The following is an 11942-nucleotide window of genomic DNA, read 5'->3' on the forward strand; positions in this document are numbered from 1 at the left end:
AAGGGCCTTCCGCTGGGTCCGGTCGGGGTTTACCGGTGCCCGGGGGGACCGAGGGTCCGGGCGATGGACGACACTTTGGGATGGTCCGGCGTCCAATACCTTGGCGGGGTCACATCCCGGCCGGGGTAAGGTAGGATGAAGTAGCGCAGGAAGGATGCGGGGATCACGCGTGGGAAAGAGGGGGATGGAATGAGGAATGTCCTGGGGGTTTTGGTCTTGATGGCGCTGGCGGCGGTCCGCTCCTTCGCCGCCGATGCGGCCTCGATGAACTGGCTGGTGAACGGGGATTTCAGGTCCCAGGGCGGCTGGAACAACAGCCCCACCCTGGTGGATGGCCCAGAGGGCTTTCCGGCGGCCTTCCTGGAGAACAAAAGCCCCATGTGGACCGAGTTCAGCCAGCGGGTGGACCTGCCCCAACCCCTGCCCCCCGCCCTCGAGGTCTCGGGATGGCTCAAGACGGAGAACGTGGTCAAGGGCCCGAACGATTGGGAAGTGGCCCGCATCACCATCGTCTTCTACGACGCCAACGGCAAACGCGCCGGGGATTGGCCCGCTCCCATCGCCAATGTGCAGGGCACCCATGATTGGGAATACTATTCCAACCAGTTCACCCCTCCGCCGGGAACGGCCTGGGTCACCACCGAGATCTCGCTGGGGAACTGCACGGGCAAGGCCTGGTTCAGCCGCCTGGCCCTCACTGTTTACGACTATGACCAGAAGCCCCTGGCCCCGGGCCAACCCACCCATCCGGACCGGAAGGCCCCCTCGGACGTCCGTTCGGACAACTGGCTGCTCAACCCAGGCTTCGAGATGCCGGGCGGCGGCGATTGGGGGCAGGCCCGCATCGGGAGCCCCGGCCACGACTCGATCCATTGCCTGGTGGAATCCAACGACAGCCCGGCCTGGACCCTGGCCAGCCAGAACGTTTCCTTCAAGGATAAGCATCCGGTCTTCGTGGTCTATTCGGGTTGGGTCAAGACCAAGGGCGTCACCGTGGGCGCGAACAACTGGGAAACGGCCCGCCTGGGGATCGACTTCCGGGACGACCAGAACAAGCAGGTGGGCGGATGGCAGGATTCGGTCTGCAAAGTGGTCGGTGACAGCGACTGGGCCTATTACGAGAAGAAATACGCCGTTCCCACCGGGGCCACCCAGGCCCAGGTGGACGCGGGGCTGGGCAATTGCGTGGGCAAGGGCTGGTTCGACGACCTGGCCCTGAAGCTCCTGGACGCTGACGGCAAGGCCATCACGACCCTGCTGGTCACCGAGCAGAGGTCCGACACCTCCGATTGGTACGCCTATACCCCGCCCAAGGACCCGGCCGACGCGCCGCTCGACCTCTCCTTCCTCAACGACCGACCCGCCGGGAAGCACGGCTTCGTCACCGTGAAGGACGGCCATTTCACCTTCGCCGACGGCACCCGGGTGCGTTTCTGGGGGAGCGACTTGGTGGGGCCCAATAATTTCCCCACCCACGCCCAGGCCGACGCCCTGGCCGTGCGGCTCTCCAAGCTGGGGGTCAACCTCATGCGCTTCCACATGCCCGAGGCCAGTTGGAGCCCGGACAACAACTTCTTCGATCCCAAGGCCGACAACACCCTCACCCTCAAGCCCGAGCAGGTCGAGAAGTTCGACTACCTCCTGGCGGCCTTGAAGAAGAACGGCATCTATTTCTACCCCGACTGGCTGGTGGACCGGAAGTTCAAGGAAGGGGACGGGGTGATGGCCTGGCAGGACCTGGGAGCGGGCGCCAAGGGGGTCATCCATTTCGACCCCAAGGTCATCGAGCTCACGAAGAAGTACGCCCAGGAGCTCATCGGCCACGTGAACCCCTACACGGGCCTCGCCTTGAAGGACGACCCGGCCTATGTGGGCAACGAGATCGCGAACGAGTCCTCGATCTTCTCGGGGTTCGGCGCGCAGGATTTCCCCGAGCCCTACTGGGACGAACTGCAGAAGATGTATTCGGCCGCCGGCGGACCGGGCGCCATCACCCGTTTCAAGTTCGACTGGGAGACCCAGAAACTGGTGCCGGTGAAGGATCCCGAGAACGCCGACGCCACCTTGAAGTTCCTCCTGGCGCAGGTGACCCGGGCGGACCGGGACATGAAGGAATTCCAGGCGGGCTTGAGCCCCCATGCCCTCTTGACCGGCAGCAACATGGGCCTGCCGGTGCTGGGCTCCATCCGCTCGGACGCCACGCTCGACTTCATGGACACCCACGCCTATTGGGACCATCCCCAGATCTGGAACATCGCCGGGGGCTGGCAGAACGTGGCCCACGCGCCCATGAACAACACCTCCCAGCTCTTGAGCCCCTTCCAGGGTTCGCTGGTCTTCGGCCTGTCGAACGACGCGGTGGAGGACAAACCCCTCATCGTCACCGAGTGGAACGACTGTTTCCCCAACGAGTACCGCCTCGAAGGGCCGATGCTCATGGCCGCCTACGGGAGCCTGCAGGATTGGGACGGCATGCTCCAGTTCGACCACGGCATCGACGTGCCCGGGACGGTGCGCATGACCAATTTCGACATCAACAACCGGGTGGACGACCAGCCCCTCTTCCAGGCGGGGGCGCTCATCTTCCGCCTGGGCTACCTGAAGGCCTCCCCGGTGACGGTGGTGGAACCCCTCTCGGACAAGGACGTGCTTTCCAACGGCATGAAGAGCGATTGGCTCTTCGACCATCCCTGGCTGCCCTATGTGGCCCGGGTGGTGAAGAAGTTCACGGGGAAGGGGGAGGGGAAGCCCGCCGACATCGCGTCCATCGAGAAGCTCTATGACGCCTCGGGCAAGCGGGTGGATAGCGTGACCGGGGAGGAATCCCTCGACTTCGACAAGGGCATCCTCAAGATCGATAGCCCCAAGGCCCAGGGCTTGGTGGGGAACATCGGGGTGGAGCAAGTTTTGGGGACCAGCGGCTTCACGATGAAGCTGGCCAAGCGCAACCCTTTTGCGGCGGTGGTGGCCCTGTCCTTGGACCGGCAACCCTTGGACCGTTCCAAGACCTTTATCGTCATCGCCCAGGCCCGGGCCGAGAACAGCGGCCAGGTCTATAACCCCACCCGCACCGCGCTCAAGGAGGCGGGCGGCCCGCCCATCCTCCAGCAGGGGGTCGAGGGGGCGCTGTCCATCCGGGTCGGGGCTTCCGCCCGGTTCGCGGTCTATCCCCTGGACGAGTCGGGGCACCGGAAGGCCGCGGTCCCGGCGAAGGTGGAGAAGGGCGCCTTGAAGTTCTCCATCTCGCCCAAGGACCATACGTCCTATTACTGGGTGACGGCGGTCGACAAGAAGTGATCCTTAGGCCTCGAAGCGGGCGGCCCAGGCCTTGGGCCCCAAGGGGCAAAGGTCCTTGGGCTTCTTGAACAGCCGGCTCCGGACCCTCGCCACGACGTCATAGGCTCGGTCCCTCCAGGCCCGAGGGACCAGCCGCCCTTTCCAGGCCATCAGGCGCCACAGCCCTCCCATTGTTTCCAATAGAAAGAGCACCGCGTCGGAACGGGTCAACAGGATCCCACCGGGGGTCCGGACCACCAGGCTGTCGGGAAGCCCGGCGCGGACCTTGGCCGGGACCATTCTTTTAAATGCCTTCCCCTGGAGCGGCGCGAATCGGAAGGCCGGTTGTTGCCGGTCCTCCGCCAGGATGAACACCACCGTCCGGTGGCAAAGCCCGCAGGCTCCGTCATAAAAGAGGACCGGCGTCCCCTCGACCTTCCGGGGCTTGATCCATCCTGGGTCGAAGAGGAAGCCTTGCACGACCAGCATCCCCAAGGTCAGTTCGGGGAAGTCCAAGACCGCCAGGATCACCAGGTGCATCCAGGTGACGGCGGCCCAAACCCAGGGCCTGAGGACCCGGAACAAGGCCAGGGGACCGTTCAGGAATTCCAGCAGCAACACGCCGAAGCCTAAGGCCGCCAGGAGCGGGGCGGGCAGGGCGGCCAAGAGATGCGCCGCGGAATTGTCCCGGGCCATGGGATGTTGAAGGATCCAGGACAGGGCCGTGCCGTCGGTCCAGGAATGGGTGAAGGCCTTCCGGTAACCGCTGTAGGAATAGGTCCAGGAGACCACCAGCCAGGCCGCGCCATAAAGGGCGGATGGAAAGCTCCAAGAGGCGCCCCGGTCGGACAGGCGCCGGGCTTCCCAGGAACCATAAGGCGCCCGGGGCAGGCAGGCGTGGGCCAAGAGGAGCCATCCGAGGTAGGGGAGGTGGGGATTGAGGATGAGCGGGTTGCGGTCCAGCAGGCAGGCGCCGATGAGCCAAAGGAAGACCGCGGCCCAACGGTCCCAAAGCCCGATGGCCAGGCAAATCCCGGCCAAGACTCCGGATGCCAGGAAGAGGCCGATGAACCCCGGGCTGTTCCAATAGGCGAGCGGGTTCGGAAAGAAAGAAAAGGCATGGCTTTGAGCGGCGAGGGCCAGGGCGCCTTGGCTTGAAAAGAGCTCCGTCCCCCAAGGGATGAGCCTTAGGAAGTGAAGGGCCATGAAGAGGCCCAGCAGGGCGCGGAAGAGGCTGTATTGTCCGCCGGTCCATTGGTTCCTCAAGGGCAGCCGCCATCGAGGGGGAAGTCGGCCTCGGGGAAAAGGGAGACGCCGGGGGTCATGATGCGGATGCGGGCGGGCCAGCGGACCGTGGACCGGTCGATGCCCATTTCCGCCAGGAGGGGACCGCAGAGGGCGTAACGCTTGACCGACCCGGTCATGGAATGGGGGTCGTCCCAGTTGCCCGTCAATATCCGCAGGTACATGCTGCGGCGGGCGAGGGGACCGGGGATGCGGTCCAGGACCGAAGGGCCCAGGCGATCTTGATGCTCAGTGCCCGCCTGGTCGGTCCAATCCAGGTAGTAGCGGCAGGCGAAGCTCTCCACGCCGTTGGAGCGGCAAAAGACCTGCGGGGCCGGGGCGGCGTCGGTGGCCAGGGCGGCTTGGCCCAGGCCCTGCCAATGGAGGAGATCCCCGGTGACCTGGGAAAGACCCAGGAGCAGGAGGAACAAGGCCCGGACCCTCATGGATTCCCCTTTCGAAGCACTCCCGCGATTCTATCGAAAGACCTCCTCCCCACAAAGGGGCCAGGCCTACATTTTACACTTTACCGATCCAGGAGGACGGATAAAATGTGGCCATGCCCCGCCCCCGACGTATCCATTATGAAGGCGCCGTTTATCATGTGACCTCCCGCGGCAACGAGCGGCGAAGGATCTTTTTGGACGACAAGGACCGTTGGGTTTTCCTCCGCCTTTTGGAGGAGGTGATCCGGGAGGAAGGGGTCCTCTGTCATGCCTGGGTCCTGATGGACAACCACTATCACCTCCTGCTGGAGACGCCGGGGTCCAACCTTTCCCGGGCCATGTGGCACCTCAATGGTCTCTATACCCAGCGGTTCAATAAACGTCATGAACGGGTCGGGCATCTCTTCCAGGGGCGCTTCAAGGCGATCGTGGTCGAGAAGGAAACCTACCTCCAGGAACTCTGCCGCTATGTGGTCCTGAACCCGGTGCGGGCCCGTATGGTGAAGGCCCCGGGCGATTGGAAGTGGAGCAGTTACCGGGCAACGGCGGGCTTGGACCGAAAGGAAAATTGGCTGGAAATCGATTGGATCCTGTCCCGGTTCGGCCGCGGGCGGGAACAGGCCCAAAGGGCCTATCGAAAGTTCGTGGCGGAGGGGGTCGGTCAAAAGGTGTCCCCGTGGGAGGAACTGCGTTCGAGGGTCTATTTGGGCAGCGAAGTTTTTTTGGACCATGTCCAAGACAGGGGAAAGGAACAACGGGGCCCGGATATCCCGAAGTACCAAAGGTCGGTGGTGCGCCAGTCCCCCCAAAAGGTGTTGGCGAAGGTGGGCGCGGAATTTGGATTGGACCCGGCCGGGATCCTTCGCCGGGGTTCCCGCAAGAGCGAAGGGCGGGCGGCGGCGATCTATCTGCTGCGGCAAGAGTCGGGGTTGAGTTTGCGCGAGATCGGGATTCAAATGGGGGTCGGTTTCTCGGCGGTGGGGAACCAATGGGCCAGGGTCAAGCGGCGGATGGAACAGGACCCCGGCTTCGCCCGCCGGGTGCTAAAGTGTAAAATGTAGGCCTGGCCCCTTTGTGGGGAGGAGGGATGGTGGCGGTGAAGGTCAATGAGATCTACCTGAGCGTCCAGGGCGAGTCGTCCTGGGCGGGGAAGCCCTGCGTCTTCGTGCGCTTGACCGGCTGTTCCCTCCGCTGTGTTTGGTGCGACACGGCCTACGCGTTCCATGAGGGGAAGGAAATGCCCCTGGAGGACGTCCTGGGCCAGGTGGACTCCTTCGGGGTGAAGCTCGTGGAATTGACCGGGGGGGAGCCTTTGGAGCAGGCCGGCGCGATCCCCCTGATGGAACGGCTCCTGGCCAAGGGCTATCAGGTGCTCCTGGAAACCAGCGGCGCGGTGGACCTGGGGCCGGTCCCCCAAGCCGTGGTGAAGATCATGGACGTGAAGTGCCCGGGGTCGGGCGAGGAAAAAAGGAACCTCTGGGATAATCTGGGCAAGCTCATTCCCGGCCAGGACGAGGTCAAGTTCGTCTTGAGGGACCCGGTCGACTACGACTATGCCCGGGATGTCATCGGTCGCTTCGGCCTGGCGGGGAAGTTCACCTTGCTTTTCTCCCCCTCCCACGGCGAATTGGACCCGGCGATGTTGTCCGAGTGGATCACGCGCGACAAACTTCCGGTCCGGTTGAACCTCCAGCTCCATAAATACATCTGGCCGAACGAAACGAAGGGGCGCTGACCATGTGGACCGCCAAGCCGCCAAGCCGCCAAGAAAACCGGGATCGGTGGACGGCTTTTCTTCTTGGAAGATCCCTTTCGACGGAAGGTTCGCCCCGTTCGTCTTCCTTGGGCCGTGCAGGGTATTCGCTGTCCTTGGCGTCTTGGCGTCTTGGCGGTGGATCGGGGTGCGGCCTTGGCTAAGAAAAAAGCGGTCGTCCTCGTTTCCGGCGGACTGGATTCCACCACCTGCCTGGCCATCGCCAAGTCCAAGGGTTTCGAACTCTATGCCCTGACCCTTTCCTACGGCCAACGGCATAAGGTCGAGGTCCAGGCCGCCCGCGAGGTCGCCAAGGCCTACCGGGTGAAGCGGCACCTGGAACTGGAAGTGCCCTTGACCGCCTTCGGGGGGTCCGCCCTGACCGATAAGAAGATCAAGGTGCCCAAACAACGTAGCCTCCAGGCCATGGCCCAGGGCATCCCCTCCACCTATGTTCCCGCCCGCAACACGGTCTTTCTTTCGCTGGCCCTGGCTTGGGCCGAGGTATTGGGTGCGGAAGATATCTTCATCGGGGTGAATGCGCTGGATTACAGCGGCTATCCTGATTGCCGGCCCGAGTTCATCCGCGCCTATGAGCGCCTGGCCCAACTCGCCACCAAGAAGGGGGTCGAGGGAAAGTGGAAGCTCAAGGTCCACACGCCTCTTATAAGGATGAGCAAGGCCCGGATCATCCGGACGGGCTTGAAGCTGGGTGTGGACTACGGCATGACCCATTCTTGCTACGACCCCGAGCCTGTCCCCAAGGCCACAAGCCGTGGGACAAGGTTTGGTCGCACCCATTCCGAACGGGAATGGGTGGGCGCCTGGAAGCCCTGCGGCCGCTGCGATTCCTGCCTGCTCCGCGCCAAGGGGTTCCTGGAAGTCGGCCAAAAGGACCCGGTCTTTTCTTGAGCCCTGAATTTCCAGGGATTTGACGGTTTTCTGACCGACCTTTATGGCGCAAGATGGTCCCCGGGCGGGTTAAAATCCATTCCCTCGCTCTTTGAACCACACCTATGAGTCTCGCTTTTATCGGATGGGAATTATCCAAAAGACCCTTCGGCTTGCCAGCCTGACCTTCCTCTTCCTGGGTGCCTTCGCGGCCTTCCCACGGCCCCTTTCGGCCTTTACCGACGGCCAATCCGCGGATCAGGTCGTGGGGTTCCAAACCTTCACCCAGAACGCATCCTACCGGGCCGATACCCTGGCCAATACCTTTTATCACCCCTATCGGGTCTATTCCGATGGGACCCACTTGTTCGTCAATGATTCCCAAAATTCCCGGGTGGTCTTCTTTAATTCGCCGCCCGCCACTTGGAATACGGGAGCGGACCTGGTCTTGGGTCTTTGCGACATCAATTCGGGAATGGCGGCCAATCGGGGCCCCCAGGCCGGGGAAGGGCCGGCCTCGTCGAACAGCCTTTCCACCAACCTGGGCAGTTATTATGACGGGACCCGATTTTATGTGGCCGACACTTCCAATAACCGGGTGCTGATCTTCAATGGACTTCCCGGGAGCAGCGGGACCTCGGCGTCGGTCGTGGTAGGGCAGACCGGTTTCACGACCACCAGCGCCAATCAAGGCAGCGCCAATCCGACCATCCATACCCTCAACGCCCCGGGCGGGGTCTATAGCGACGGAACCCACCTCTATATCGCCGATAGTTCGAACAACCGGGTGTTGTTCTTCAACAGCATTCCGGTCACCAATAACGCCCCGGCGGACTTTATCATCGGCCAAGCCTTGTCCACCACCAAGACCGCCAACCAAGGGCTCGCCGCCCCGACCTCCCAGACCCTGAGCAACCCCCAATATGTCTATGGGGCGGGGACCACCCTGATCGTGGTGGACCGTGGGAACAACCGGGTCCTTGTCTTCAATAGCGCCCCCGTGAGCAATAACGCCCCGGCGGATTCGGTGGTGGGACAGCTCAACATGACCACGGGCACCGCGAACCAAGGGGGAAGCACCTCGGCCTCTTCCCTCGCTTCTCCCTCCCAGGCGATCCTGTTGAACGGGAACCTTTGGGTGGCGGATGCGGGGAACGACCGCGTCCTTGAATACGCCGGACTTCCCAGCGGGACGGGCGCTTCGGCCACCCTGGTCGTCGGCCAAACGGACCTCAATTCCAACCTCGTCGATTCGGGGATCGGGACCAATTCGCGGGGCTTGAACACCCCCGATGGCGTCGCCGGGGACGGCACCCGGCTCTATGTGTCCGATTTCAACAACAACCGGGTGATGGTCTTCGATTCCATGCCCGTCACGAACAATACCCCCGCCGACTTTGTCCTAGGACAACCGGATTTCAATTCCAACCTGGCCAACCAGCGGGGCGTTACGAAGGACGCCTGGAACCTCAGCATTCCATCGGGAGTGGCCTATGACGGGACCTATCTGTATGTCGCGGACCAGTCAGGGGGGCGGGTCCTCATGTATCCGGGATTGCCCGACTCCAACGGCGTCACGGCCATCCGGGTCGTCGGACAAGCCAATTTCACGGCCTTTTCTTCCACCATTTCCGCCTCGGTCCTGAACGGTCCCTTCGGCGTTGCGGCGGATGGGACGAAGTTGTTCGTTTCCGATGCGGGTCAGAACCGGGTCCTTATCTACAACAATGTCCCCTCCTATAACGGGGCCCCCGCCGACGTGGTGGTGGGCCAAGCTTCCATGGGGACCTCTTTGGTCAACCAGGGCGGGGTTCCTGGGGCGAATACGCTGGATTTCCCCACGGCGCTCCTCCGGGTCGGGGCCAAACTCCTCGTGGCGGACAGCCTGAACAACCGGGTGCTGGTCTTCAACAACGTCCCAGCCGGTCCCAACGCCGCGGCGGATGTGGTGATCGGCCAGACGGGGATGGGCGTGACCGCGGCCAACCAAGGACTATCCGCCCCCACCTCCCAGACCCTCAACCAGCCCGTGGGGCTTTACTGGAGCGGCAACAAACTTTATATATGCGATCCCGGGAACAACCGGGTCCTGGTGTACAACTCCATTCCCGTCACCAACAACGCCCCCGCGGATCTCGTCCTGGGACAGACCAGCATGACGGCGGCCCTCGCCAACCAAGGGGGGACAGCCACTGGATATACGCTCAAGGGGCCCTTGGGGGTCGGTGGGGATGGCGTTCGGATCTTCGTGGCCGACACGGGCAATCACCGGGTGCTGGAATTCGATTCCGAGCCGACGGGTTTGGACCCTTCGGCGGACCATGTGCTCGGTCAGACGGGCCTCACCAACTCCTCGCGTTTGAGGACGGGGTACGGGACCTGTCCCGACCCGGGTAATTTCTCATCGCCCTATGCCCTGGCGGGGATCGGGAACGCATTGGTCGTGGCGGATACGGTGGACAACCGGGTCCTTGTCTTCCATGACGCCGGGCTTCCGTCTCCGACCCCCACCGCGACCTTCAGCCCCACGTCCAGCCCCACCATCACCCCGACGCCCCTCGCGGGGCCGGGGGCGAACTGGTACTTGTCCGACCCGGCGTTCCCGCCGAATTCCATCGGGGGAAAATACGGGAGCTCCGCCGTGGAATTCAACGGCAGCCTTTGGTTGGTCGGGGGTGAAGGGGGTGTCAGCGACCAGGAGGTCTGGAATTCGGTGGATGGGACCAACTGGACCCTTGTCACGACCGCGCCTTTCCCGGGGAGGGCTTGGCAGACCTTGACGGTCTTCAACGGTCAATTGTGGGTGATCGCGGGTTACGATCAGGCGACCGGGGCCCTGGCGGATGTCTGGAGCTCTCCGGACGGGAGCCATTGGACCGAACAGACCGCGGGCGCCTTCCCGGCGCGAAGCGGGCACGTTTCCTTCGTTTTCAACGGCAAGCTTTGGGTCGTGGGTGGGTACAGTACCGCCGGCGGCTATCTGAACGATGTCTGGAACTCCCCGAACGGGGTCAACTGGACCAAGGTGCGGGCCAATGCGGATTTTTCGCCCCGGTACAACTTTGGGGCCGCCGTCCTGAACGGGGCGGTTTATGTCGTGGGCGGGGTCACCGGCGGCCCGGCGGGGTCGGACGTTTGGAAGTCCACCGATGGGGTGACCTGGATCCAACTGGCCTCCTCCTCGCTCTTCGGACCGCGGGAGGAATTCGGTCTTTTGGTCTATGGCGGCAGGATGTGGTTGATCGGGGGCTACGACTTTTCCAACGACCATAACGACGTTTGGAGCTCTTCGGATGGGGTCTCTTGGAACGAGGAAACGGCCGCCGCGTCCTTTTCCATCCGGGATTCCTTCGGTTCCGCCGTTTTTTCCAACCGTCTTTGGGTCCTGGGCGGGTTCCCGAACAGGAGCGATATCTGGTATTCCCCCCAACTGCCCGCCACGTCCACGCCCACCCTGACCTCGACCTCCACCGCAAGCCAGACCCCCACCGATTCCCCCACCCCATCCCCAACGGACAGTCCGACACCGACCTCAACGGACACCCCCACCGAAAGTCCCGCCGATAGCGCCACTGATAGTCCCACTTCCACCGCGACCCTTTCCCCGACGGACAGCCCGATACTGACCTCAACGGACACTCCCACCGAAAGTCCCACCGATAGCGCCACCGACAGTCCCACCTCCACCGTGACCCTTTCTCCGACGGACAGTGCCACTTCCACGGCCACCGATAGTCCTAGCGCTACTCCCACGGATAGCGCCACGTGGACCCCGACGGACAGCCCGACCCGGACCGCCAGTTCCACCGCCACGGACACGGGAACGGACACCGCCACTCCAACCCCTACGGATAGCCCTACTTCCACGGTTTCGCAGACGCCCACCTCCACGGCCACCGATACACCGACGGACACCGGGACCGATACGCCCAGCGCGACCGCCACGGACACAGGAACGGACACCGCTACGCCAACCCCGACGGATAGCCCTACTTCCACGGCTTCGCAGACGCCCACTTCCACGGCCAGCCGGACCTCCACCGACACCGCGACCCGGACCGCCAGTTCCACGGGGACGGATACGGCCACCTCGACCCCGACCTCGACCGTGACCGATACCCCGGTCTTCTCCTACACCCCCACCTCCACCGCCACCGATACGGGTACCGATACGCCGACGGACACCGCGACAGATAGCGCCACTCCGACCGTGACGAATTCGACTACGCCGACTCCGTCGGCTACGCTCACCGCTACGCCTTCGGCTTCGCCGACCACTACCCCCACGGACA

Annotated in this window: 7 protein-coding genes; 5 read left to right on the plus strand and 2 right to left on the minus strand. The window is 63.5% G+C overall.

What is annotated here, in order from left to right:
• The first annotated feature begins 189 nt into the window (after positions 1–189).
• A complete protein-coding gene (locus VHE12_11310; GenBank protein HVZ81364.1) occupies positions 190–3297 on the plus strand; it encodes a hypothetical protein in 3108 nt (1035 codons plus the stop codon).
• A 3-nt stretch (positions 3298–3300) separates the two neighbouring features.
• On the opposite strand, the gene VHE12_11315 is transcribed toward VHE12_11310, so the two are convergent.
• Both VHE12_11315 and VHE12_11320 read right to left on the minus strand, forming a co-directional pair.
• Positions 3301–4542, minus strand: a complete 1242-nt coding sequence (locus VHE12_11315) for a DCC1-like thiol-disulfide oxidoreductase family protein (GenBank protein HVZ81365.1) — start codon at positions 4540–4542, stop codon at positions 3301–3303.
• Positions 4539–5006, minus strand: coding sequence for a hypothetical protein (locus VHE12_11320; protein ID HVZ81366.1), 468 nt, complete (start codon positions 5004–5006; stop codon positions 4539–4541). The genes VHE12_11315 and VHE12_11320 overlap by 4 nt, the downstream gene beginning before the upstream one ends.
• A 113-nt stretch (positions 5007–5119) precedes the next feature.
• On the opposite strand from VHE12_11320, the gene VHE12_11325 reads away from it, so the two are divergent.
• From VHE12_11325 to VHE12_11340, 4 genes are all read left to right on the plus strand, one after another.
• Positions 5120–6067: a transposase gene (locus VHE12_11325; GenBank protein HVZ81367.1), complete on the plus strand. Its 948-nt coding sequence runs from the start codon at positions 5120–5122 to the stop codon at positions 6065–6067.
• A 26-nt stretch (positions 6068–6093) separates the two neighbouring features.
• Positions 6094–6741 carry a radical SAM protein gene (locus VHE12_11330; GenBank protein ID HVZ81368.1) on the plus strand — a complete coding sequence of 216 codons (648 nt, stop codon included), beginning with the start codon at positions 6094–6096 and terminating at the stop codon, positions 6739–6741.
• Between the two features lie 174 nt (positions 6742–6915).
• Positions 6916–7671 carry a 7-cyano-7-deazaguanine synthase QueC gene (gene queC / locus VHE12_11335; protein HVZ81369.1) on the plus strand — a complete coding sequence of 252 codons (756 nt, stop codon included), beginning with the start codon at positions 6916–6918 and terminating at the stop codon, positions 7669–7671.
• A gap of 124 nt (positions 7672–7795) precedes the next feature.
• The coding region (locus tag VHE12_11340) for a kelch repeat-containing protein (GenBank protein ID HVZ81370.1) at positions 7796–11942 on the plus strand (4147 nt) is incomplete at its 3' end.

Source organism: bacterium, from assembly GCA_035549195.1.
Lineage (GTDB): Bacteria > Oederibacteriota > Muellerivitia > Muellerivitales > Muellerivitaceae > DASZRK01.